Here is a 25235-nt window from a genome sequence, read left to right as displayed (position 1 = left end):
GACTCCTGATGATTGGCTGATGATACTCATCATCAAGGATTAGAAGTGCGATCGCAAATTACTACATCACCATCGGACTACTGATTTAAAGAGATATTGAACTGACCTCTCATCTGAATCAAGCGTTCTTTTGCTCTTCGGCTTCCAGCGCCTCAAAATTTTGCATCGGAATTTCAATGATAAATTCTGATCCCTGGCCGGGTTCGGAGACACAGGTTAATGTGCCATTGTGGCGCTCGACAATAATTTGATAGCTGATCGAAAGTCCTAAGCCTGTTCCCTTACCGACGGGTTTGGTGGTAAAAAACGGATCAAACAGGTGGTCTTTGTGTTCTGGTGGAATGCCTTGGCCGTTGTCGCGAATTCGAATCCGAACGATGAATGTTGGTTCAGATGTTGCAGCACTGGCTGATCGCTCAATGGTGTCCGTTTCAGTCGTGATCCAGATACAGCGCGGTTCGGGCTGTTCTTCTAGCGCGTCAATGGCATTGCCAATCAAGTTCATGAAGACCTGATTGCGCGGGCCAGCGTAGCATTCGATTTTGGGTAGATCACCAAAATGAGTTGTGACTTCAATCCCCGACTGCTGACCCTTGGATTTCAGGCGGTTGTGCAAAATCATTAGGGTATTTTCAAGCCCTTCATGAATATCAACGGGTTTAAGTTCCGCTTCATCCAAACGGGAAAAGTTGCGCAGCGACAGCACAATTTTCTGAATCCGGTCGGTGCCCACCTTCATAGAGCTGAGCATTTTATCCAGATCGTGCAGCAAAAACTCTAGGTCAATCTCGTCAGCAAATTGGGCAATATCCTCCACGGGGTCTGGATAGTGGGCCTGATACAGCTCAATCAGCCCAATCAAATCGTGGAAATAATCCTGGGCATATTCCACGTTGCCGCTGATAAAGTTAACCGGATTATTGATTTCATGGGCAATTCCGGCTACCAGCTGTCCCAGGCTGGACATTTTTTCGCTCTGCACCAGTTTGGCTTGGGCCTGCTGAAGGGTTTTGAGGGTTTCGCTGATTTGGTTGGCCTGCGCCTGCGCCGCAAACGCAGACGCTCGGGTTTGGGCGTACAGTTCCGCTTGATCAATTGCGATCGCAAGTTGGTCGGCTACAGCCTGTAGCAGTTCAATATCCGCTTCACTCCAGGGACGAACATTGTCGGTATGGCCGCAAATAATGGCACCAATCTGACCGGAGCGGGTCGCGAGCGGCAGAAGCAAATAAGATGCCAGCCCCCGATCTAGCAGTTGCGATCGCAGCGCTTCGCTGATGCCCAACTCCTGCTGGATATTGTCAACTTTGAGAATGTCCAGTTCCAGTAAACTATCGGCCAGTGCGATCGCATGTGCTGGCGCACAATCACCCAGTAAACTGGCGAGGTCTGCCTGCTTGGCCTCATGAGTAATGGCTAGCATCGGCGTCGGATGTCCCTCCGGCGTTGGCTCCCCATTCGGATCGGGCCAACACCAAAGGAAGTTGCAGCGATCGATCTGCAAAATGCGGCGAATTTCCTGCACCGCCGTATTCAAAATCGTGTCCAGATCCAGTGAACTCCGCACCTGGCTCGCCAGCCGAAACAAAACGGCCTCGCGCCGATTCATTAGCTCTCGCTGAGTATTGAACCGCTCAATCACATTGGCAATGACGTGGGCCGTATACTGCAATCCTTGATGAATGAGGGCACTCAACGGTTGGCGACTGAATAGGGCCAAAACACCCACCAAGCGGCTGCCAATGACTAGCGGATAGCCTGCAAACGCGGCCAGTTGCTCTTGGCAAATCCAATCTTTCGACTGTAGCCATACTTCATCTGGCACCTGATTCGTCAGGTATGGAGTTCGGTTATTAGCAATTAACCCCACAATTGATATGCCAAGCGGAATTTGATTTGGCAGTTCATTCGTATGAATATGTTGACCCGCCACAGCCTGTAGTTCCAGCATTTGGCTGTGGTCATCAAATGTCCACAGCCGAACCAAAGCGGAATGAAGACAGTTAGAAATCGCTTCTACACAAACTTCCAGCACGTCAGATAATGACAGTTCAGATGCGATCGCTTGTCCGATCGCAACATTGAGCGCATTCAGCCGATGCAGTTCAGCCACATCAGCAATAATCTCGTTGGGGAGAGGAGCCGCAGATGGGGACGGCAGCATACGGGTTTCACAGGTGATGATCGGCACAGTAACAGCCATAAACCAGGCACAAACTGATAAACAGCGATTGGATCAGCCCACAATACACTTCGGGTTGAGCAAGTCCGTTTCTTTTGAGTACAACTTGTTGACGGTTGTGAATTGGAGTCGTATGTGTTTCAAGTGATACTAAAATGCACGTCTTTGATCCGTACACCTAACATTCCCCTGGGCGGTAACAGACCCGTTTGATACCTGAAAAACTGTAAACAATCTAAATCTTTTCTAAAGACAAAAAACTTATGCTTAAGTAAGCAATTGATACAAAGCGTAAAGTCTTGTTTGCAGGCCGCACGAGGCAAATGGGTACGGGGCACATTAAGTCGGCAGGAAAAGCCAGGTTAGATGGCCAACACCGTCCACCACAAACTATGGGAGTAAAGTTGGCAATGGTTAAAGATGCTGTAGAAAACCCCATTGTCTTGGCAGTTGATGATAGCGCAGTGATTCAAACGCTGATCAAACAGGCCCTTGAAGCAGAATATCGGGTCATCACAACGGGTAGTCCAGTAGAAGCACTGTCGCTGATTTACCATGAGCCAATTTCTGTGCTGCTGTTGGATGTGACCATGCCTGAAATTGACGGATTAGAGCTGTGCCGCACCGTACGTAATTTGCCACAGTTCAAAACGCTGCCGATTGTGATGATTACATCTAAAGATACGCCTTTTGATAAGGTGCAGGGACGTTTGGCTGGTGCGACAGAGTACTTTACCAAACCGTTCGATGCCGATCAGCTTAAAGCCGTCATTTCCAAGCTGCAGCCCTGTTCTCGTTAATAGGCGCTGTAGTAGCGGTTTTGCCACTAAAGGCAGATGCCGGACATGTACCGATTGCGGAAACAAACTGACTGTCAAACAGGATAGATTATCTGAAAGGTTCGCATCGGGGGAGGCTGGGTCGATTGTCGGGTTGCACCTATGATGGACTGTATTTTGTGCGTCGTGAAGGCATGGCGAAAGAGGTCGCTCATGCGATCGCAAATGAGCGGCCATTTTTGCCCGATGAACTAGAGCTACTAGAAGCCTGACGACACCTACACCAGCTTAGTCATCCGGATTATTCAGAAACTTGTATAGCCTTTCCTAGGTTACTGAGATACAAGTTATTTTTTGAAAGCCGCGCGAAGCGCGGCTTTCAAAAAATAATCTCCCATTACTAGCGCAAGAAGCGCTATATCGTCCAGGAAAATCAAAGACGCTGCTGGCTAGCAGCAATTTGAGCCTGGAGCTGCTCGTCACTTTTGGCTGGTTCTTGGCAGCTTAACCCTTGGCAAACTAGACCAATCGCGCCATTGGGCACCGCTTCAGATTTACAGACCGCTATGGGCAGATAGGACTGTAATAGGCTAGACATGCGATCGCAATCCGTGCGAATCAGCGTATGGTGCTGGAACCAGTCCAGCGCAGCAAACAGAGACGGACAAGCACTCGGCGCTTTTTCCAGAACGGCGCTAAACGCTAGTAGACTCTGCTCGGCTCGATCCAGATAGCTCAAATCCTCACTCAACAGCGCCAAGCGGATCAGATTTGCGATCGCACTGCCATTGGCAGACGGAGTGGCATTATCTTGATAGCTCCGTTCCCGCAGCAGCAGGTCATTGCCGTCTACCGTGTTGAAGTAACCGCCGAGTTCGATGCTCCAGAGCCGTTCGTCGAATTCTTCCTGCAAAGTTAACGCTCGCTCTAGCCACTGTGAAATTTGTCCTGTTGGCGTTTGATCTGCATTGGCTTGATCCAGATCCAGCAGCGCTTTGATTAACAGAGCATAGTCTTCTGACTGAGCCAGCACCGCCACCTGGCCGTCGTAATTCACCCGATGCAACTGGCCATCAACGCGCTGGTGCTGCCAGATAAATTCAGCCGCTGTGCTGGCCATGTCCAGATACTTCGAGTCGCCAAAGACGAGATAAGCCCGCGCCAAGCCGGAAATCATGAGGCTGTTCCAGGCCACAATGAGCTTCGTGTCGGTTACGCAGGGAATCCGACCCGCCCAGTCTTCTTCCTTGGCGACCTGATTGTTGCGGGCGGGCGGCATCGTACTCATCGTATCGGGATGGGCACCATAGCGGACGCGAAAGAGCTTCTGGAGAATCGTTTCGACCTGTTGGCTCAGCTCGCCCGGATGTCGCCGCTGGAGCACATTTTTCCCTTCAAAGTTGCCCTCAACCGAAATCGTGAACTGATTGCTCAGTTCTGTCAGCTCAGCATCCGTCAGCATCTCAGACAGTTCGCTGTAAGGCCACACATAAAACGCCCCCTCTTCTGGTTCCACATCCGTCGGCGTCACAAAACTGTCAGCATCCTGCGCTGCATAGAAATAGCCCTCCGGAGCCGTCATCTCCCGCTTCAGCCAGGTCGCTGTACCTGCGATCGCACGTTCAAAGGCCGGTTCTTGCACACCCAAGCTCCACAGGTTGGCTAAATACTCCATGATCTGGCCGTTGTCATAGAGCATTTTTTCGAAGTGTGGCACCGTCCAAGTTGGGTCAACCGTGTAGCGATGGAATCCGCCGCCCACATGATCATAAATGCCGCCTAGAGCTAGATTCATGCCTCTCTCTGTGGCAATTTGCTTGGCATCATACTGCGGCTGATCGCTGTCAGATTGGCTAGAAGTTGACGCCTCAGACTGGCTAAAACGGCAACCATGCAGCGTAGCATCCGCATAGGGAATCATTGGAAAACTTGGGCCATAGCCACCGGAAGACAAAATTCCGGCACTGTAGTTCAAGCCCATGTGTAACAGGGCGGCATCTAGCTGATCCCCAGCAGGTAACTGTCCTGACTGCTGTAAGCGTTCTAAAATTTCTTCTTTAACTGAGTTGACCTTGGTGCGATCGCTATCGTAGAGACGACGAATCGCCTGTAAAACTTGAATAAATCCAGGCCGTCCATATTTAGCGTCTAGGGGGAAATACGTTCCGCCATAAAAGGGCACCAAATCGTCCGGCGAGAGGAACACATTCAGCGGCCAGCCTCCCTGTCCCGTCATCAACTGCAGCGCCTGCATGTAGATACTGTCAATATCAGGTCGCTCTTCCCGATCCACCTTAATCGGCACAAACTGGCTGTTCATATACTGAGCCACCTGGGCATCAGAGAACGCTTCGCCTTCCATCACCGTGCACCAGTGGCAGCTTGAGTAACCAATCGACAAGAAAATTGGCTTATTTTCCTGTTTAGCTTTCTGCAAAGCCTGATCACACCAGGGCCACCAATCGATTGGATTCTCGGCATGTTTTTGCAGATATAAACTTTGAGATTGGGCCAGACGATTCGCCATAGAAGCAACCGATGAATTCAACGCAAGTTTGACAGTGCCAATTTGGCAAGTTCGATAATAGTAGGTTTGACCATAGTAAGTTTGACCGTAGTCAAGCAACTCCCAAAGGAGCCAACACTCGCATTGAGTCTATCGTGATTGCCAGGGGAGTTGCAGAATGCTCCCCTCTTCACCCATCACTCCTCACTTCATTTGCGATCGCAACACATTCTTGAAACGTAGCCGTCGTCTTAATCGCTTGCGGATCAATATGACTTTGGCTGGCTGAAAACCCGCGATCGCACAATGCGGCAATCATGCGATCGCGATTGGGAATGTTGCGCTTGGTGCGGCGACCAATTTCGGCTAAGCGGAAAAACCAAGGCGGCAAGTCGGCTTCAGCGGCCATCACGTTGAGTAACTTGGCTCGTTCAGTCCAGTTCCATGTCGTAGCGAGCTGCTGCATCCGCTGAATCGTAGGCCGATGGTGTAGAGCACCGAGCCACAGGGGGCCGCTCACGACCATCGGTTGCGGTTCGGCATGATAGGGACACTGGGCGCGACTGAGCTGTCGCCACTTAATTGTGCGGTAGTGGCCGCAGTCGTGGCAGTAGGCGATGAAACCGTACACCTGAATCTGCTGATCAAACGTCGGCAGCAGCCGCAGCATCACCCGGCAGATATCTTGATGAAATAAAGAAAAGATCGGCTGAATGCCCAACCCTTTCGATGCGGCATGTTGCCAAGCCGCACCAATCAGCAGCCGCAGTCCCTGTTCGGTAAACGCAGGATGCAAACGGGGATAGGTGCCATAGGCTGCGAGACTCCGCACTGGATTGTGACCACTGCGCGATCGCCCATCCGTATCGGTGAGATAGACCAGCCCACCCAGCTTCACCGCCCAGAGGCTGGTTGTGATGTAGGGTGCCGCACTGCCAAAGCTGTCTACATCGACCAAGTCGTAGAAGTCGCGGCGATTGTGACAGTCAAAAAAGACGCGATTGGCTTCCTGATGGGTGATCTGAAACTGCTGGGGCTGAAGCTGGCTGCTCAGATTGTGGTGCAGTAACTCGCCCATGTCTGGATTGCCTTCATTGGCCCAGATCCAATCTGCATCTGCTTCTAATCCATAGCGCAGCGATCGCACGCCGCAACCCGTCATCGCATCTAGCACCCGCAGATGTCCCCGATCCGCTTTTTCCAGGGCGGCGACCAACACGGCCAAGTCTCGCCCGACCTGGCTATGCTGCCGAAAAAAAGCATCTCCAACTACAAACTGCGCTTTTCCTTCTTGTTGAAGTTCCATCAGAGGAAAGCTAGGGTGAGGGGATTCTGAGCCTGGATTCATAGTTTGCTGAAGTTTATCCGATAACCAGAGAGCAATCCTACATAGAAACGATCCAGGATTGCTATAGCATTGCTAAATAAAGGATCAAACCTGTGCTGAACGCGCGACTTTAACTAAATGAGCATTCTGCTAACGCTAATTGGGATTCCGCTGCTGTATTTCGGTGGGGAGATTTTGGTCAAATATTCATCTCGGCTAGCGCTAGCGCTGGGGCTGAGTCCGCTGGTCATTGGATTGACCATTGTTGCCTTTGGAACCTCCAGCCCGGAACTATTGGCTACGCTGATTTCGGCGTTTAAGGATGCTCCCGATGTGGCAATGGGCAATATTGTTGGATCAAATATCACTAATATTGGGCTGATTTTAGGCATTTCGGCCATGATTCAGCCGTTTCGGGCTCGCTCAAAGGTGATTCGGCGCGAAATCCCAGTAATGATTTTCGCTGGGGTGATTTTGATTCCCTTTAGCTGGGATTTAACCATTAGTCGGCTGGAGGGCGCATTTCTATTTGCCAGTTTGGTCGCTTATCTATTCTATTTGCTCAAAAGCGATGGCGATGCGATCGCAGATGAGGTGCTGGACGAGATTACGGATGGCGATGTCGCCAACGAAGATGAATTCATGCGGGAATATGGCCACGATCGCGCATCGGGCTGGAAGCCTGTCTTCGGCGTCGTGGTTGGCATTGCCCTGTTGGTGCTGGGCGCTCAAAGCCTGGTCACCGGAGCGATTGATTTGGCGCGCGAGTTTGGCTTAACCGAACGAGTGATCGGCGTTACCCTGGTGGCCTTCAGCACCAGTCTGCCGGAACTGGCCAGCAGCCTCGTTGCCTCATTCAAAAAAGAAGCGGATATTTTGCTCGGCAACATCGTCGGCTCCAATATTTTCAACGCCTTGGGCATTTTGGGCATTACCTCAATGGTCAACCCGGTGAATATGTCAGCCGATGTGCAGTTTGATTTGTATATTGCGATCGCATTTAGTGTGCTAGTGCTGCCGTTTTTGCTCAGCAGCCTGACGATGGAACGCTGGGAAGGTGGCATCTTAGTTGTTCTCTACGTTGTCTATGTCGGGTCGTTATTTGTTTTCTAATCCGGTGCATTGTGGTCGAAATCCAGCCCTTTTGCAGACATTACAGCGATGAATATTTGGCGTGAGGAACTGAAAGATATTCTGCGGGCATCGGCAGGTGCGTTTCTCTTTGGTATTCCTCTGCTCTACACCGTGGAAGTCTGGTCAATCGGTTCGGCCACCCAAGCCCCACGCCTGCTGGCGATTTTGCTGATCACGTTCGTCGTTGTGTCACTGCTGACGCAAACCGAAGGCTTCCGTCGCACCATGAGCCTCAATCTAGTAGCCGCTCTGATGGAAAGTATCGAGGCAATGGCAATCGGTACGGTCTGCGCTGCGATCGCACTGATCCTACTGCGCCGTATCACCCTAGAAACTCCGCTCTCGGAAATGCTGGGCAAACTGGTGTTTGAAGGCGTGCCGTTTTCTCTCGGTGTCGCTCTGGCTCGTTCAACATTAAATCGCGATCGGATTCGCGATCGCACTCGCCGTACCCCTTCCCTAACCCGATTTTCAACTCCCAATGCCCTAAACTTACGCGATACCCTGGTTGATATTGATGCCACACTGATTGGGGCAATCATCATTGCCTTCAGCATTGCCCCCACCGAAGAAATTCCTCTGGTCGCGTCAGCAATTCCACCCCTTTGGCTACTGCTGATTATGGCTGCTTCGCTAATCTTGTCTTATATCATTGTGTTTGCCTCAGGCTTTACCAACCGCTGGGAACGCCAGCAGCGGGGTCTATTCCTCAGTCCCATCACGGAAACACTGGTGGCCTATCTCGTCGCTCTAGCAGCCTCGGTCGTCATGCTCATCTTTTTCCAGCAGTTGAATGTCCAAGACCCGTGGCAAGAGTGGCTAGGCGATACCATTGTGCTGGGCTTACCGGCCTCTGTCGGAGGAGCGGCTGGCCGAATTTTAATTTGAGCAAAACCCATCTGTAAACGAAGTAAAGCTGAGCCTCCAGTACGAAATTGATTGTGACTCATACGAATCGGGATTAAGCTTTGCACCTCAGCGTGGACGCAAGCATCAAGGCACATATAGGTTTATGGCAGAACAACGTGATCCAACAGAACAGCCGATAAGAACTCAACAATCCCGATCAGAATTACCTGAAGATGCAGCTTCTAACAGCACGACTGACGGTACTGCGGATTCTGCTACACGCGACGCTGCGGAAGCACCAACTAGCCCACCCGTTCTTCGGCTTGGCCAGCGCTCTAAAGCGGAATGGGTCACATTTATTGTGTCTATCCTGATCTTGTTATCCCTTGTAGGACTTGTCATCTTTGACTGGGTTGTCAACCAAGATCGACCACCCGCGTTTCAAATCGAAGTCACTCAAACCGCTCGCATCACTGACGAACGGTACTACGTGCCGTTTGTCATTACCAATACCGGAGGACGCATCGCTCGCACTGTCCAGGTTACGGCGGAACTACATGTCGAGGGTGAGCCTGACGAAACAGGCGAACAGCAAATTGACTTCCTCTCGGGGCAAGAACGCAAACGCGGCAGCTTTATCTTCACCCACAATCCCCAATCGGGAGAATTAGTGCTGCGAGTCGCTAGCTACCGCTTGCCGTAATCGGCCTATCCCATCAAATTGGTCATTCCACATCCGGTCATTCCACATTCGGTCATTCCACATCTGCTCATTAGACTTTATCGGAAATTGTTTTGTAGCGCGACGCCACCGCGCTACAAAACAATTTCCAACCCCAAAAACTTTATTTCCAATAAAGTCCATTAAGGACAGTTGAGGTGCAATAAATGCGTCGCATGCGCTTCATGAGCCATTGGGGCATCGTCACATCGGCTTCCTTTCACCTCAATCCACACCGGAAATTTACTGATCTCATCCTGTTTTCTGGGCGCATAAAGTTTGCGCTAATTTGCTGATTTGAAACAAAAAAATACTTGAATAGTTAGCAAATTAACCTGAATTTGCGCAGAATTACTGAAAACCAGCTTTCTGCTATTTGAGACAAAAAAATCCTCTGTATTCGTACGGGTTTGTATCACTAATTTCGTCGTAAAAGTTTATGCGAAATCAACGATAGCTTCAGAGATCCTTCATTTAGGCACGGGAACTATAGCAATAGCATTGTGTTGTACAAGATTGTGTCATTTGTAACTGACATGTTGTCCTGGACAGGCTGGCGAGAATTACCTCGCCACGAAATATACACGATGCGACTACTTGTCCAATCACCATTTCTTTTTTAAGGAAAAGATCCACCATGCCGAAGATGTTTGGTTTCTCTAGCCAGCTCACCATGACTCGTCAGATTGTAGTTATTGATTCCCAGGTTGATGACCATCAGCAGCTCGTTGCAGGCGTTTGCCCTGGATTTGAAGTATTTGTTCTCGATGCTCACCAGGACGGCATTGAGCAAATCACTGAAATTCTGAACGCTTCACGCCTCTCTCCTCACGCCTCTCTCTCCCTCCACATCGTTTCCCACGGCTCTCCTGGCTGCATCTACCTTGGCAACAGCCAACTCAGCCTCGACACATTAGAGAGCTATACCGCACAGATTCAATCTTGGTTCCCGTCTCAAGCCTCAGAACTACTCATCTACGGCTGTAACGTTGCAGCAGGTGATGCAGGTGAAGAGTTTCTTACAAAGCTTCATTCCTTAACCCGAGCTAACATTGCAGCTTCAACCCATAAAGTCGGTAATAGTACCCTTGGTGGAAAGTGGATTCTTGATGTTGAGCTTGGCAGCATTGAGAGCAATCTAGCTTTTCAGTCAGATAAATTGGAAAGTTATGCGTCAGTCTTGGCAATCAGCGTAACCCAGACTAATGATGTCAATACTCTGCTGAGTACCTTGCTCGGCAACACCAGCGGGCTGAGTAATATTCAGGCTACTACTACTGGTGGTGCAGAAGCCTTTGGCACATTTACAAATGATCCTTTTGGATTCAATTCTGGAATAGTCTTAAGTACAGGAAATGTAAATAATCTACTTGGCCCAAATGATGCACCTGGCACTGGTTCTACTGTCACTGGAGATCAAAGTGGTATCCGTTTTGACATAACTTTTGATGTTGATGCTGGATTAGAAAACACTGAGGTATTTTTTAACTTTGTCTTTGGCTCAGAAGAATTTCCCGAATATGGCGGTAGTAATTTCAACGATAGTTTCCAGCTTTCGCTAAATGGCACTAATTTGGCTTTATTGAGTGATGGTCAGACGGTCACGATCAATAACTTGGCACCAAATGGCGGGACTGGTCCCTTCCATCCTGATTATGTTGATAATACCGGTGGTACAGAAACTGAACTGGATGCTTATACAAAGGCTCTTACCTTTACAGGTTCACTTAATGCTGGACAAAGTAATACTCTCAGCATTGTAATTGCTGATGTTGGTGATTCTGCTTATGACTCAGCCGTCTTTCTGCAAGGAGGGTCATTTGGCACCACACCCACACCGCCTCCCACTGGTGACGTGACATCTCCTGTCTTGGTCAGTGCAGAAATAGACGGTACGACTCTGGTCTTAACCTACGACGAAGCTCTAGACGGAATCTCTGATCCTGATGGAACAGCCTTCATCGTCAATGTCAACGGTTCTCCTGTAACGGTGAGTTCTGCTGATGCCAATGGCTCAACGGTTACTCTGACCCTATCGTCTGCTGTACAGCCGTCAGATACCGTCACGGTTAACTACACGGTTCCTGGAACCAACCCCATCCAAGATACGGCTGGCAACGATGCCGCTTCCTTCTCTGGTCGCTTGGTTACTAACAATTCAACTGATACACAAGCTCCTGCAGCGCCGATTTTCACAGATGTTATACAAATGGAGGGGGTAGATCCTGTTCTTGAGGGTACTGCTGAAGCTGGTTCAACTGTTGAAATCTTTATCGATGGTCTATCAGCTGGTACTACCACTGCAGATGGGTCAGGCAATTGGTTCTTTACACTGCCAATAAACTTAGAAGAAGACAGTTACTCTATTACAGCTACTGCTACCGATGCTGCAGGCAATACTTCAGTAGAATCCACTTCATTAAATATCGGCAGTGATACAATCGCTCCCAATATCATCAACGCCACTGTTGATGGCACGACTTTGGTCTTAACCTACAACGAAGCTCTAGATGGAACCTCTGATCCTGACGAAACCGCCTTTACTGTCAATGTTAATGGTTCTCCTGTAACGGTGAGTTCTGCTGATGCCAATGGCTCAACGGTTACTCTGACCCTATCGTCTGCTGTACAGCCTTCAGATACCGTCACGGTTAACTACACAGTTCCTGGAACCGATCCTATCCAAGATACGGCTGGCAATGATGCAGGTTCCTTCTCCGGTCGCTCGGTTACTAATAATTCGACAGATACCCAGGCACCTGTTCTTCAGACCGCAGAAATTAATGGCAGCACGCTGGTCTTAACCTACAACGAAGCTCTAGATGGCCTATCTGATCCATCTGGAACGGCCTTCACTGTCAATGTTAATGGTTCTCCTGTAACAGTAAGTTCAGCGAATGCAAACGGCTCCACTGTTACTCTGACCCTATCGTCTGCTGTACAGCCTTCAGATACCGTCACGGTTAACTACACGGCTCCTGGAAGCAATCCTATCCAAGATACGGCTGGCAATGATGCAGGTTCTTTCTCCGGTCGCTCTGTTACTAATAATTCAACAGATACCCAGGCACCTGTTCTTCAGACTGCAGAAATTAATGGCAGCACGCTGGTCTTAACCTACAACGAAGCTTTAGATGGTCTATCTGATCCATCTGGAACGGCCTTCACTGTCAATGTTAATGGTTCTCCTATAACAGTAAGTTCAGCGAATGCGAATGGCTCCACTGTCACTCTGACCCTATCGTCTGCTGTACAGCCTTCAGACACCGTCACGGTTAACTACACAGTTCCTGGAACCAACCCCGTTCAAGATACGGCTGGCAATGATGCAGGTTCCTTCTCTGGTCGCTCGGTTACTAACAATTCAACGGATACCCAGGCCCCCGTTCTTCAGAGTGCAGAAATCGATGGCACGACTCTGGTCTTAACCTACAACGAAACTCTAGATGGAACCTCTGACCCTGCCGGAACGGCCTTCACTGTCAATGTTAATGGTTCTCCTGTGACGGTGAGTTCAGCGAATGCAAACGGCTCCACTGTCACTCTGACTTTATCGTCTGCAGTTGTCAGTTCAGATACGGTTACGGTTAGCTACGCACCTCCAGGAACCAGCCCCATCCAAGACACGGCTGGCAATGATGCAGGTTCTTTCTCTGGTCGATCTGTTGACAACTTCACTGCCAATATCTCTCCAGTATTTACCTCAGCAGCCAATCCATCAGTCATTGAGAATTCGACGGCTGTTACAACTGTTGTGGCAACTGACGCAGATGGTGACACGTTGAGCTACTCGATTGCTGGTGGCGTCGATGCGGCTCTCTTCTCCATTGACGAGAACACTGGAGAGCTCAGCTTTGTGACTGCTCCCGACTTCGAGACACCGGGCGATAATGGTGGTGACAACGTCTATAACGTTTCCGTCACTGTTAGTGATGGAAATGAAGGTGGCTCTGTCACTCAAGACCTATCGATTTCGGTTGTTGATGCGAGCAACGGAGTGACCGATTTCGATAATGATAATCGTCCCGACATCGTTTGGCGGAGAGCTAGCACTGGACAAACCAACATTTGGTTTACCGACGGTCAAAAGAAACTGGGTGGTGGCCCTGCTGGTGATACGGTTTCCAACCCTGACTGGACTACCGTTGGCGTGGGTGACTTTGACAAAGACGGCAAGCGAGATGACATTATCTGGCGCAACACGGCAGATGGCCGTAACACCGTTTGGTTTATGGATGGGATTAACAAAGTTGGCAGCATGGCGCTTGATCCTGTCACCAATACCGATTGGCAAATTCAGGGAGTGGGTGACTTTGACCATCGCGATTATACAGATGACATTGTTTGGCGTAATCAGTCCACTGGTAAGACCATCGTCTGGACCATGGATGGTACGACAAAAACAGGTACTGTTGACTTTGGCACAGTCAGTACCGATTGGCGAGTACAAGGTGTGGGTGACTTTGAGGCCAACAACTTTGTTGACGATTTGGTTTGGCGCAACTATGCAACCGGCCAGAATGTGATTTGGACGACCGATGGACAGCAAAAGACTGGCAGCTTCACCCTTGATAACGCCCCGCTGAACTGGGAAATCGAAGGGGTTGGTGATCTAGATGGAGACGGCACTGTCGATGATTTGCTGTGGTATAACGAATCCACCTATAAGGCTGTTAGTTGGTTCATTGACAATGGAACAAGAGTCAATAGTTCTGTTGTTGAGGCATCTACAGCAGGGTGGGATGCAGTAATTTAGCGCCAACTGCATAATGCTCTACTAAACTTCAAAAAGTAAGCGAAGGGGGTTGGCGTAAAGCCAACCCCCTTCGCTCTTAGGAAATTTTGGAAATTTCAGTTCCGAAAATATTCAGGTTCGTTGCCCGGTGTCCATTTGATGTTGCAGCCAATGCTGGGCTTTTGGTCTGCGGGTAAGGAGTCGCCAGCCAGGACAGCTGCGATCGCACCTCTCAAATCTTTACCATTCACTGGCTTATCATTGCCGGGACGACTGTCGTCCAGTTGGCCTCGATACACCAGCTTCATATCACCATCAAAAAGGAAGAAGTCCGGCGTGCAGGCAGCGGTGTAGGCTTTAGCGACTTCCTGGGTTTCGTCGTAGCAGAAGGGAAAGTTAAAGCCCAAAGTTTCCGCCATTCGCTTCAGATGTTCCGGGCTGTCCTGAGGATGGGTCTGAACGCTGTTGGCGCTAATCGCGACGATGCCAACGTTTTGGGGTACATAATCCTGGCCAATGCGGGCTAGTTCATCCTGCACGTGTTTCACAAACGGACAGTGTTGACAGATAAACATCATCAGTAGCGCCGACTTGTCCTTAAAATCGGCCAGTGAAACGGTTTCGCCTGAAACAACATCCGGCAGCTGAAAGTCGGGCGCGGAAGTGCCAAGTTCCAGCATGGTGGAAGCGGTTTTGACCATCGTTAAACCTCCTGTGATTGTATGAAATCCGGTTGAAAACCCATGATTTATTTTTTGCGAAACGCTCGCGAAGCGAGCGTTTCGCAAAAAATAAATTGGGTTCTTATACGCGGATTTGATATTACCTGGAGATATCGTAGTACTGATACGGGTGGTTCTGCACAAAACCCCAAAAGAGAGGGTCGCCACGACGCGGTGACCCTCTCTTTTGAGTTTCGGCAGCTATGAAATCCGCGATCGCAACCCGTAGGATAGCCGTCTCGGCTGTCCCTAACCAATTTCTCCACCTACGAAATCCGCGATCGCAACAAGGCCGATGGTAAATACAGCGCTTTGCGCCAGTCTGACACGTAAGCGCGTTCTGTAAACACGTCGTAGCCGTTGCGCTCAATCTGGTCGAGAATGCCGCGATAGAGCATCAGCGCTGCCCAGACGGGCCAGCGAGCATCGGGACTCAAGGATTTGATGCCGCGTTCCGCCTCATGGAAGCAGTCTCGCGCTCGCTGAATCTCAAACTGCATCAGCGCCTGCCAGCGGTCGTCAATTACCCCTTTCATCAAGTCCTGTTCGGTGTAGTTGAACCGCTCCAAATCTTCGAGCGGTAGATAAATCCGGCCCCGACGGGCATCTTCACCGACATCGCGCAAAATATTCGTGAGCTGATTGGCAATCCCAAGTGCGATCGCTTCTTCAACGGGCGATTCAATTTCTTGGTAGCAGTTCCAGGGAGCCGTGTACTGTTGCAGATCCATGCCCATAACCGCCGTGGACATCAAGCCCACCGTGCCTGCAACCCGGTAGCAGTACAGCTCTAGCTCCTCGTAAGTCTCATAGCGCGACCGATATAGATCCATCCGCTGGCCCGCAATCATATCGCGAAAGGGCTGAATATCAATCGGGAAACGGCTGAGCGTATCGACTAACGCCACGTCTTCGTCCGCAACGGGATGTCCGGCAAACACCGACTCCAAATGCTGCTCCCATTGATCGAGTGTGTCATCAGTCGTAAACTTCGCCTGTGGCCCATCCACAAGTTCATCTGTGCGACGACACCAGACATAAATGGCCCAGATGGCACGACGTTTTTCTTCGGACATCAACATCGTGCCCAAATAAAAGGTCTTCGAGTACTTTGCCGTAATTTGACGGCAAAGCTCATAGGATTGCTCTAGAGAGGCTAGAGTCGTGGGCTTGGATGGAGAGTCAGGCAATTGCAGCATGAAGACAGCAGACGGGCAGATTAACGTTGATGCAAAAAACGGTCAGCGATCTGCTTTTAGAGTACGACGCAATGGATGCAAAGCAGGAATTTAGCGCAAAAATTACCCTAATTTCCTTCAATCAGCATACTAGGCATTTGCGCCACTTAGAGCAGTTTCAGGCTGAGAATCCGGAATTGGACGGGTATTTTGGCTAATAGCTTGCGCTGTCAGCTTGCCAGACAGTACTGCGCCTTCCATACTGGCCAGGTAGCGCTGCATGGTGTAATCGCCCGTGAGATAGAAATTCTCAATAGGAGTGATTTGAGAAGGGCGACAAGCTTGGCAACCGGGAACGGCTTTGTAAACCGAGCGGGGCGTTTTGACGACTTTGGATTTGAGCAGTTTGGCCTGATTTTCACCTGTGAAATGCTGCGGGAACAGCTTTTCCAGCTCCTTCATCGTCGCCGCAACGATTTCCTCGTCGGACTTTGAAATCCAGTCTTTCGCAGGCGCTAGCACCAGCTCCAGCATGGAACGGTCAGGGTTTTCATACTCCCGACAGGTATTGCTCATGTCGGCATAGACGCTGAGCAGCGGCGATCTCGAAAACAGCAGGTGATCCACATCGGTCAGCTTGCGATCGAACCACAGGTGCAGGTTGATCACGGGAACACCAACTAAACCATCTAGCTTTTTGAAAAAGTCCATCTGCTTCCAGGGCTGGGGCAGCATCACCTTCAGCGGATCGACGGGCATGGCGGAAACGTATAGGTCGGCTGTGATCACCTCATCGGCAGACCCATCGAGGCCGCGAATTAAGTAGCCTTTGACGGTACCGTCTTCGTTCAGCAGAATCTCTTTCAGCGGCTTATTGAGATGAACTTCGCCGCCCCGTTCGGTGATGTAATCCACCATCGGCTGACAGAGCCGTTCCGGTGGTGCGCCGTCTAAAAAGGCCATTTTAGAGCCGTAGCGCTCCTGCAAAAAGCGATTGAGCGCCGTTAGCACAACGGTCGAGGAAATCTCATCGGGATCAATGAAGTTCAGCGCCTTGGCCATCGCAATGAAGACTTCTTCGTTTACCCGCTCAGGAATGTTTTGCTTGCGGAGCCACTCCGTCCAGGAATATTGATCCATATCCTCAACATACTTCTGGCCCTTGATCATGGCTGGGATCAAGCCGAGACCGAAGCGGATTTTTTCCGGCCAAGTCAGCATGTCATTGTTGCTGAGGATAGCCGTCACGCCATTGATGGGAGCGGGAATATCGGGAAAATCGAAACGGGAGTAAGTGCCCGGTTTCTCGGGCTGATTGAAGATCATGGTGTGCTCTTTCCACTGCAGCCGATCTTCAATGTCCAGTTCCTTGAACAACTGCAGCATGTTGGGATAGGCACCAAAAAAGATGTGCAGTCCCGTCTCATACCAGTCGCCGTCCTCGTCTTTCCAAGCGGCAACTTTGCCCCCCAGAACGTCGCGGCGTTCTAGCACAATGGGCTTGTATCCGGCATCGACTAAATACTTGGCGCAGGATAATCCTGCTAAGCCTGCTCCTGCGATCGCAACTCGCATGTGACGTTCAATCCCCTACGCTGCATGATCATTCTTTTTCGATTTTCATTATAGTTTGCAAAGCGTTACATTTTGAGGACGACTTTTCATCAATCGGTTTTTCCAACAAAAAGTTGGCGAACCTGGCTGACAAATTTCGCAATTCACTGATGAGTTAGATACAGTGCAGGGAAAACCGCAAGATAGAATGGATCAAGGGAAAGCTAAAGGTTGTATACAGCGCTAGACCGAATCTGTATTAATCTGTCGTTAACAAGCGGTTTCATCAATATCCTGATGCCGATGAGATTTCCTTATGTGAGATTTCATCGCTTCGGTCTGTCAGTAGGATAGGCGTTCTACAAGACGAAGGAATCGGATCGCGAGGGAAGCCTTTTTTATCGTTTTCCATCAAAGTTAATCACGATGGTCAGTCCTTAAGTCATAACTGAGTCACAACAGAATCACAGCAATTGCTATATAACCTGTTCACGAGCATCAAGAGCAATACTGTTTATTTATCACTGAATCCCAGTGATTAAGTATTTATTCTTATGCTTTAACCCAGTAGGATGACTAAGAGTCAAGCCGTTCAGCGCTGAAGAGTACGTCAAACGAGGAGAAGCCTAATCGCATGGGCAAGGTAGTCGGAATCGATTTGGGGACAACCAACTCCGTTGTAGCCGTAATGGAAGGCGGAAAGCCCGTTGTGATCGCCAATGCGGAAGGAATGCGAACAACCCCATCGGTGGTGGCCTTCAGCAAAGAGGGAGAACGGCTCGTGGGCCAAATGGCACGGCGGCAGGCGGTTTTGAACCCTCAAAACACGTTTTATGGCATTAAGCGGTTCATGGGACGGCGCTACGCTGAACTTGCACCGGAATCGAAGCGCGTACCCTACACGATTCGCCGCGATGAGGCGGGCAGTATTCGCATCCGCTGTCCTCGCTTGGAAAAAGACTTTGTGCCGGAAGAACTTTCGTCGATGATTCTGCGCAAGCTGGCGGATGAAGCGAGCCGCTATTTGGGGCAGCCCGTGACGGGAGCAGTCATCACCGTCCCCGCCTATTTCAACGACGCGCAGCGACAGGCCACCCGCGACGCCGGACGAATTGCCGGATTAGACATCAAGCGGATCATTAACGAACCCACCGCAGCGGCTCTCGCGTATGGCTTAGATCGGCGACGCAGCGAAACGGTACTGGTCTTTGACCTGGGTGGCGGCACGTTTGACGTTTCGATACTCGACATTAATGAGGGTGTATTTGAAGTCCGGGCCACCAGTGGTGATACGCAACTGGGCGGCAACGACTTCGACAAGAAAATTGTTAACTGGCTAGCCGAAACGTTTTTAGCCAAAGAAGGCATCGATCTACGCCGCGATCGCCAAGCCCTCCAGCGACTGACCGAAGCGGCAGAAAAGGCCAAAATCGAGTTGTCTAATACCGAAACCACCGAGATCAACCTGCCGTTTATCACCGCATCCCCAGAAGGGCCAAAGCATATTGAAACTCGCCTGACTCGGCAAGAGTTCGAAGGACTTTGCGGCGATTTGCTCAGCCGGATTCAGCTCCCCGTCAAACAAGCGATCGCAGATTCAGGCATTCCCCCCTCCCGCGTTAATGAAGTGGTGCTGGTCGGTGGTGGTAGCCGGATGCCGATGGTGCAGGCCGTAGTGCGATCGCTAATTGGTATTAATCCCACGCAGACGGTTAACCCTGACGAAGCCGTGGCGGTCGGGGCGGCAATTCAGGCTGGCATCCTCAATCAGGAAGTACAAGACATTCTGCTGCTGGATGTCACGCCGCTGTCCATTGGTCTGGAAACCATTGGCGGCGTCACCAAAAAGCTGATTCCGCGCAATACGACAATTCCGGTGCGGCGCTCTGATATCTTCTCTACCTCGGAGAATAATCAGACGATGGTGGAAGTTCACGTCGTGCAGGGCGAGCGGGAGATGGCGCGGGATAATAAATCCCTGGGTCGATTCAAGCTGATGGGGATTCCGCCTGCGCCGCGCGGTGTGCCGCAAGTGCTGGTATCGTTTGATATCGACGCTAATGGAATTCTACAAGTCTCAGCGCTGGATAAAGCCACGGGACGCGAGCAGGGTATCACCGTCCAAGGCGCGTCGTCCCTCTCCGATGATGAAATTGAGCGGATGATTCGGGATGCGGAGCAGTATGCCGATGAAGATCGCTTCCAGCGAGAGCAAATTGAAAAGCGCAATCGGGCCGAAGCAATGACGTTTCAGGCCGAGCGGCTGCTGCGGGAGGTGGCGCTCGACTTTGGTATGCAGTTTGCCAGCACTCGCCGTCGCCAGATCGAGTCGCTGGTGCGCGAACTGCGGGAATCGCTGGAGCGGGATGACGAGCGCGGTATTGACATTGCCCAAGCTGACCTGCAAGACGCCATGTACGAACTGCGTCGGGAAGCCTATTTTTATGAAGACGAGGATGACGATTTCTTTGGTGCGATTCGCCGTACCCTAACGGGCGAGAAGGAACCGGATTTGGGCTATCAGGATACATGGGATTATTCCAGCCCAGCCGGTGGCTACGGGCGCAGCGGCAGCTATGGTCAACCGAGTTACGGTCAGCCTGGTTATAGCCAGCCCGGTTATGGTCAAAGCGGCTACGGTCAATCGGGTTATGGCCAAAGCGGCTATGGTCAAAGTAATTACGGTCAAAGTGGTACAGATCGCCCCAGCTATGGTCAAAGCGGTTATAGCCAACCAGACTACGGTAAGCCCAGCTACGGGCAGAGCGGTTCTTCCCCAGCTGACGACTGGACTCAGCCCCAGCAGCGTCCGGCTTATGGCTCAGATCCCTACGCTCCGCGTGACTATGGCACCCAACCCAGCCGTCCCGATCCCTATGCGCCTGATGCCAGCCGTTCGAGTGGGCAGCGGGATGACTGGTCACAGGACTATGGCTCAACTAATCGCTATGGCACCGATCGAGATCGCAACGATCCCTATCGGATGGATGTGTATGGTCAACCCACCGAGAATCGCTCTCGCGGCGTAGAGTCTCAGCCAACCAATCAACCCAATGGCGGATGGAGCCAACCGCCTGCCCCCACTGAGCCAAATTACAATCAACCTCCTTCAGGCCGCGATACCTACGGTCAAGACGCTTACGGTCAAGGCCGATATGATCAGGACACTTACGGCCAAGATAGATACGGTCAAGGCCCAACCGCTCGTGGTGATGCGCGGGACGATGCTCGTCGTGATGCTTATCCTCCAGCTTCAGAGCCAAGCCAAGGCCGTTCTCAGAATCGCCCTCAAAATCGTTCTGATGCGCCTCCTGAGCGCCGTGATACATACAGCCCAGAAGATGCAGGTTATGCCGCTGGCGAGAGCCGCGATCGCAACTCCTTCAATCAAACTCCACAGGCTGACACCTCTGCTGGGGACGATGACTGGCAAAACGAAGACTATTGGGCCGATTCCCAATCGGAAACACCCCAGGCTTCAGCCAGTGCAGCCAATGGTCGGGACGTGAATCTGAACCGCGATCGCAACGGCGAAGGCCAACCCTCATCGGTCGCACCGGAATCTCCAGATGAAGGAACTCGCAGCCCATCTGAATCCACGGATTACGGTTGGGATAACGAGCAAACTAGACAAACCGAGCGTGACTGGGATAAGCGCGATCGCAACAGCCGTAGCTCTTATGATCGCGGCAATGCGGACTACGGTTCACCAGAACCTTATCCACCCCAGCGGCCTCAGCGAGAGGAAGGGCCACGCGATGCCTATAGCCGTGATCAGTACGGACGCGACGAGTATGGGCGCGATGCTTACGACCGGAACACCTACGATCGCAATGCAAACGGGCGTGACGCCTATAGCCGTGACGCCTATGGCTCTGAACCGTATCAGACCGAGCGCTATGATGCCAGCCGCTATGGACGGGAAAGCTATGGAACAGGGTTAGGCCAGGGTGCTGATCCCGGTTATGGCCGATCAGAACCCACTCGCAATCCTGCGCCCTCTGCCTCTCGACGACCCACTTCAGACCGCGATCCCTATGGGTATGGTCGCTATGGGTATGATGATGAAGACTGGGGAGACGAAGACGAAAACTGGTTCTAAAATCGTTCAACCGACCGTAGGGTGGGCACCGCCCACCACACCCTGTTTCTTTCCCTAAATTTTTTGGCTCACTATCACGACGAATCGCCCTCTATGGAAAACTTTCGGAACTACTATGAGATTCTGGGAGTTGCCAGCGATGCCAGTAGCGACGAGATTAAAAAGTCCTATCGCAGGCTAGCTCGGCAATATCATCCCGATTTAAATCCGGGAGACAAAGAGGCCGAAGAAAAGTTCAAAGAACTCGGTGAAGCCTACGAGATCCTCTCCGAGCCAGAAAAGCGATCGCAGTATGACCAGTTCAGCCAGTACTGGCAGCAGAACGGGTTTAAGGGAAGTACGACGACTAAGACGAAGTCCTGGGGACGCAGCCCTCGCCCATCATCAGATTTTGATTTCAGCCAGTTCCCAGACTTCAACACGTTTGTCGATCAGCTTTTAAATCGTCAACAGGGCGGCAACACTGCGACTCGTACCGCACCGCGTCGCACCGCAACGGAAACCTATCGTCCTGAAACCAAAGCCACTGCTGCCAGAACCCCAACTCGGCGCGATGCCGAAGCCAAGCTTTCCCTGCCGCTAGAAAAAGCCTATGCAGGCGGACGCGAACGGATTCGACTGGGTGATGGTCGCTCAATTGAGGTCAACATGCCGCGCGGCATGGTTACGGGTCAGCGGATTCGGCTCAAAGGCCAAGGTGTGGCAGGTGGCGATTTATATCTGAAAATTAAGGTCGTTCCCCACGCTTTTTTCCAGCTCGATGGCGTTGATATCATCTGCCAGGTGCCCGTCACGCCAGCCGAGGCGGTTCTCGGTGGCCCCATTGAAGTGCCCACGCTCGACGGTTTGGTCAAAATGATGGTGCCGCCAGGGGTGCGTCCGGGACAGCGGCTTCGACTCGCAGGCAAAGGCTATCCCGCCGGACGAGAGCGGCGCGGCGATCAAATCGTCGAAATTCAAATTGCCATTCCCGCTGACCTGAGCAATCAGGAGCGAGAGCTGTACGAGAAGTTGAGGGCGAGTGAAACGTTTGCGCCACGGGCTGATTTGCCAGTTTAGAGCAGAGTTGTTTCATTGTTGCCAAATAAACTTTAGAGTCACCATTTCAGGTATCTGGTAGGGGCGAATGGCCATTCGTCCCTACGTAACGTTTATGTTTTTGGCTATTTTCGGTCTAAATGCAATCATCGTACTAATCTGCCAATTTGAAGGGCTGTAAAGGATTTGCAATTGATAAAAAATCTGTTCGCGTATGCCATTTTCGCCATTTAGTCCTATCCTTAGAGCGAATCATCGGATGACTCAGTAAGGCCGTGAACATGAATATTTTTCAATGGTGGAGTTTATACTGCCGCAGTCAGATCCGAAGTTGTGGCAGCCTTCAGTTCATTGGCAGTGTCGTTGGGGCAAGTGCAATCGCACTTACAGCTCCATTGATTTGCCAATCGGCATGGGCAGCCACTCTATCAAACTGGTCATATAACCCCGATAGCCACGAATTTCAGGTAACGCTGCCCGAAGGCATCACGCCGCGCTATTTCCTGATGGCCGAGCCAGCCCGGATTGTGATGGATTTGCCGGGGGTTGAAGTGGGTGCTGTACAAACTCAGGCCTCTTACGCGGGAGCTGTCAGTCAAATTCGGGTAGCTCAGTTTGAGCCAGGTTTGGCTCGCGTCGTGATTGAATTTGCGCCGGGTACGGTCTTAGAACCCAAGCAGGCCGAATTGCGTCGCTCTGGCGATCACTGGATCTTGCGCCCGCTAATTGCGGGTTCCACTGCACCTGCCACACCTGTTGCCGCGCAAACCGCTGAGCCGGAAGCTGAAGCGACTGCACCCGCATCTGCGTCAACTGTCGCTACGGCACCCCCACCTGTACCTGCCTTGCCATCTGCTAATCCGCTCGATCAGCCAATCGTGCCAGCGCCTGTTGCTGATTCTGCTAGTTCCGCTGATTCTCGTGAAGATCTGCCTACGGTTGCTGAATCTCAACCTGAGATCCCGTCTGCCAATGTGTCGGTTGAAGATGATCTGACCGCCGAAATTCAGGGCTTGGCCCTACCTGTTGATTCACCTCCAGCAGCGGTAGAGCCAGAACCAGCGGCAACAGTCACCTCGGAGCGAGTCGAGACATCGTTGGGCGTTGATCTGCCTGCTGAGCCAAGCGCCTCCAGCCAAGCTGAGAACGTTGAGAACGCCGATGCAGCGGCTCCGATGGAAATTGCTGTGCCGGAACCACCTCCGTCTTCTGTGGCAACTGAAGCTGTGGCAGCAGAGGATGGGGCAGCAGAGAACATTGCTGATATTCCAACGCCGACGTTGAGTGCGTCCGAACCTGATGCTTCAACGACTGATGCACCCGCGACGACTGCGCGAGTGGCGGTACCGGATTTACCCGTTTTAGAGGCAGAGGAAACTGCATCTGAAAATGTACCTGTAGCGCCCGTACCGCAACCGTCCGTACAGACATCGGAGAGATCCGAGGCACCCGAGAGATCGAGTGCGATCGCACAGCAACCGACTAGTCTACCCGATGCTAGCGATCTGCCTTCTGTGACTTTCCCAACGCCTAACTTACCGAGTGGGAATGGCCAGGTGCGAGTGCCTGCGCCTGCTGCGCCACGAGTTCGACCGACACCTGCTCCAGCCGCTAGTCTCGATACCACCGAGGCAACAGGTAGCGCTGCCGATCTGGTGTTGCCACCGACAGGTATTTCGACGCAGCGACCAAGTGGATTTTCTCCTCAATCCATCACGCAATCGCCTGTAGCAGGTACAGAAGTGGTTCGCGTTCCGGCTCTCCCTCCGTTGCCAACGGCAACTCCTCCGCCAGCAGCATCGAGTTCTGCAAATTCGACGACTGCACAGGTTAATAATGGCTCTGTCACCTTTGGGCAGTCGCTACCTAGCGAATCCTCAGGACAAACTGTTTCGACCATTGACGCGAATATCTGGCTTCCGGCTGATACCGTTTTGAAGCTGCAGTATCCCCGTGAACAAGAATTGACCCTCGATCCGCAGTTGAACTGGCAAGAGGTTTTGGTGTTGAGTCACGATGTCGTGCATCCGCAGACGGGGCAGGTGATCTTGCCGACGGGAACGCAGGTGGTGGGACGGTTTGAAACAGGTCGGCAGGGGAGCCGCTTTATTGCCCAGGCTGTATCGGTCGGCAACCGCAATGTGAAATTGGCGGCGGAATCGGCATCGATTGATGGCGATCGCGATATTTCTGATCAAGATCTGCTGCTTAATTCCGGTATTGGTGCGGCAGCAGCTACCGTGATCGGTGGCTTGTCCGGGATTGGACTACTAGCGGGTATCGCTGCTGGAGCTGCAACAACCTACGTGACGGCTCCGCAGCCAGCGGTGATTCAGCCGTATCAGATGATTGAAGTGCGCGTCCTGGAAGACGTGACGCATTCAGAAATTGCTCAAATTCAGTAAAGT

At 51.5% G+C, this 25235-nt stretch carries 15 protein-coding genes; 9 read left to right on the top strand and 6 right to left on the bottom strand.

The genetic code is table 11. The features are described 5' to 3' along the window. Positions 1–118: 118 nt before the first annotated feature. On the bottom strand, positions 119–2203 hold the full coding sequence (locus AC286M_RS33580) for an ATP-binding protein (RefSeq protein WP_488208534.1): 2085 nt from the start codon (positions 2201–2203) through the stop codon (positions 119–121). Positions 2204–2574: 371 nt separating this feature from the next. On the opposite strand from AC286M_RS33580, the gene AC286M_RS33575 reads away from it, so the two are divergent. Then, positions 2575–2982 carry a response regulator gene (locus AC286M_RS33575; RefSeq protein ID WP_488208533.1) on the top strand — a complete coding sequence of 136 codons (408 nt, stop codon included), beginning with the start codon at positions 2575–2577 and terminating at the stop codon, positions 2980–2982. Positions 2983–3107: 125 nt separating this feature from the next. Continuing rightward, on the top strand, positions 3108–3233 hold the full coding sequence (locus AC286M_RS33570; protein ID WP_488208532.1) for a hypothetical protein: 126 nt from the start codon (positions 3108–3110) through the stop codon (positions 3231–3233). 161 nt (positions 3234–3394) lie between these two features. On the opposite strand, the gene AC286M_RS33565 is transcribed toward AC286M_RS33570, so the two are convergent. Further along, the gene (locus AC286M_RS33565) at positions 3395–5488 is read right to left on the bottom strand and encodes a thioredoxin domain-containing protein (protein WP_488208531.1); all 2094 of its coding nucleotides are present in this window, start codon (positions 5486–5488) and stop codon (positions 3395–3397) included. A gap of 169 nt (positions 5489–5657) precedes the next feature. Continuing rightward, positions 5658–6773, bottom strand: a complete 1116-nt coding sequence (locus AC286M_RS33560; protein ID WP_488208530.1) for a tRNA (guanine-N1)-methyltransferase — start codon at positions 6771–6773, stop codon at positions 5658–5660. A 159-nt stretch (positions 6774–6932) separates the two neighbouring features. On the opposite strand from AC286M_RS33560, the gene AC286M_RS33555 reads away from it, so the two are divergent. The 4 genes from AC286M_RS33555 to AC286M_RS33540 all read left to right on the top strand — a co-directional run bounded on the left by AC286M_RS33555 (position 6933) and on the right by AC286M_RS33540 (position 14254). Next, complete coding sequence (locus AC286M_RS33555; protein ID WP_488208529.1) at positions 6933–7907, top strand: calcium/sodium antiporter; 975 nt, start codon at positions 6933–6935, stop codon at positions 7905–7907. Positions 7908–7955: 48 nt separating this feature from the next. Beyond that, positions 7956–8816 (top strand): TIGR02587 family membrane protein, encoded by an 861-nt coding sequence (locus tag AC286M_RS33550; RefSeq protein ID WP_488208528.1) that lies wholly within the window; start codon positions 7956–7958, stop codon positions 8814–8816. 124 nt (positions 8817–8940) lie between these two features. Beyond that, complete coding sequence (locus tag AC286M_RS33545; protein WP_488208527.1) at positions 8941–9480, top strand: TIGR02588 family protein; 540 nt, start codon at positions 8941–8943, stop codon at positions 9478–9480. A 655-nt stretch (positions 9481–10135) separates the two neighbouring features. Further along, positions 10136–14254, top strand: a complete 4119-nt coding sequence (locus AC286M_RS33540) for a SwmB domain-containing protein (protein ID WP_488208526.1) — start codon at positions 10136–10138, stop codon at positions 14252–14254. A gap of 95 nt (positions 14255–14349) precedes the next feature. Here the strand turns inward: AC286M_RS33540 and AC286M_RS33535 are convergent, their stop codons facing one another. The 3 genes from AC286M_RS33535 to pds form a co-directional block, all read right to left on the bottom strand. Next, complete coding sequence (locus AC286M_RS33535) at positions 14350–14934, bottom strand: thioredoxin family protein (protein WP_488208525.1); 585 nt, start codon at positions 14932–14934, stop codon at positions 14350–14352. Between the two features lie 287 nt (positions 14935–15221). After that, entirely contained in the window at positions 15222–16154 is a 933-nt protein-coding gene (crtB, locus tag AC286M_RS33530; protein ID WP_488208524.1) for a 15-cis-phytoene synthase CrtB, read from the bottom strand. 129 nt (positions 16155–16283) lie between these two features. Then, positions 16284–17708 (bottom strand): 15-cis-phytoene desaturase, encoded by a 1425-nt coding sequence (gene pds / locus AC286M_RS33525; protein WP_488208523.1) that lies wholly within the window; start codon positions 17706–17708, stop codon positions 16284–16286. A 613-nt stretch (positions 17709–18321) separates the two neighbouring features. Here pds and dnaK point away from each other — a divergent pair. From dnaK to AC286M_RS33510, 3 genes are all read left to right on the top strand, one after another. After that, on the top strand, positions 18322–21789 hold the full coding sequence (gene dnaK / locus AC286M_RS33520) for a molecular chaperone DnaK (RefSeq protein ID WP_488208522.1): 3468 nt from the start codon (positions 18322–18324) through the stop codon (positions 21787–21789). A 93-nt stretch (positions 21790–21882) separates the two neighbouring features. Next, positions 21883–22848 carry a DnaJ C-terminal domain-containing protein gene (locus AC286M_RS33515; RefSeq protein WP_488208521.1) on the top strand — a complete coding sequence of 322 codons (966 nt, stop codon included), beginning with the start codon at positions 21883–21885 and terminating at the stop codon, positions 22846–22848. A gap of 260 nt (positions 22849–23108) precedes the next feature. Further along, the gene (locus AC286M_RS33510) at positions 23109–25232 is read left to right on the top strand and encodes an AMIN domain-containing protein (RefSeq protein ID WP_488208520.1); all 2124 of its coding nucleotides are present in this window, start codon (positions 23109–23111) and stop codon (positions 25230–25232) included. The last annotated feature ends 3 nt before the right edge of the window (positions 25233–25235 follow it).

The sequence above is a fragment of the Thainema salinarum CENA647 genome (genome assembly GCF_057732415.1).
The sequence above is the reverse complement of the archived record's forward strand: the minus strand, read 5'-3'. Positions and strand labels throughout refer to the sequence as shown.

Excerpts from the sequence above, each read along its gene's own strand:
- AC286M_RS33515 (WP_488208521.1), top strand. The coding sequence starts at position 21,883 with ATGGAAAACTTTCGGAACTACTATGAGATTCTGGGAGTTGCCAGCGAT.
- AC286M_RS33545 (WP_488208527.1), top strand. The coding sequence starts at position 8,941 with ATGGCAGAACAACGTGATCCAACAGAACAGCCGATAAGAACTCAACAA.
- pds (WP_488208523.1), bottom strand. The coding sequence starts at position 17,708 with ATGCGAGTTGCGATCGCAGGAGCAGGCTTAGCAGGATTATCCTGCGCC.
- dnaK (WP_488208522.1), top strand. The coding sequence starts at position 18,322 with ATGGGCAAGGTAGTCGGAATCGATTTGGGGACAACCAACTCCGTTGTA.
- AC286M_RS33580 (WP_488208534.1), bottom strand. The coding sequence starts at position 2,203 with ATGGCTGTTACTGTGCCGATCATCACCTGTGAAACCCGTATGCTGCCG.
- AC286M_RS33540 (WP_488208526.1), top strand. The coding sequence starts at position 10,136 with ATGCCGAAGATGTTTGGTTTCTCTAGCCAGCTCACCATGACTCGTCAG.
- AC286M_RS33575 (WP_488208533.1), top strand. The coding sequence starts at position 2,575 with ATGGGAGTAAAGTTGGCAATGGTTAAAGATGCTGTAGAAAACCCCATT.
- AC286M_RS33555 (WP_488208529.1), top strand. The coding sequence starts at position 6,933 with ATGAGCATTCTGCTAACGCTAATTGGGATTCCGCTGCTGTATTTCGGT.
- AC286M_RS33565 (WP_488208531.1), bottom strand. The coding sequence starts at position 5,488 with ATGGCGAATCGTCTGGCCCAATCTCAAAGTTTATATCTGCAAAAACAT.
- AC286M_RS33550 (WP_488208528.1), top strand. The coding sequence starts at position 7,956 with ATGAATATTTGGCGTGAGGAACTGAAAGATATTCTGCGGGCATCGGCA.
- AC286M_RS33560 (WP_488208530.1), bottom strand. The coding sequence starts at position 6,773 with ATGGAACTTCAACAAGAAGGAAAAGCGCAGTTTGTAGTTGGAGATGCT.
- AC286M_RS33510 (WP_488208520.1), top strand. The coding sequence starts at position 23,109 with ATGAATATTTTTCAATGGTGGAGTTTATACTGCCGCAGTCAGATCCGA.
- crtB (WP_488208524.1), bottom strand. The coding sequence starts at position 16,154 with ATGCTGCAATTGCCTGACTCTCCATCCAAGCCCACGACTCTAGCCTCT.
- AC286M_RS33535 (WP_488208525.1), bottom strand. The coding sequence starts at position 14,934 with ATGGTCAAAACCGCTTCCACCATGCTGGAACTTGGCACTTCCGCGCCC.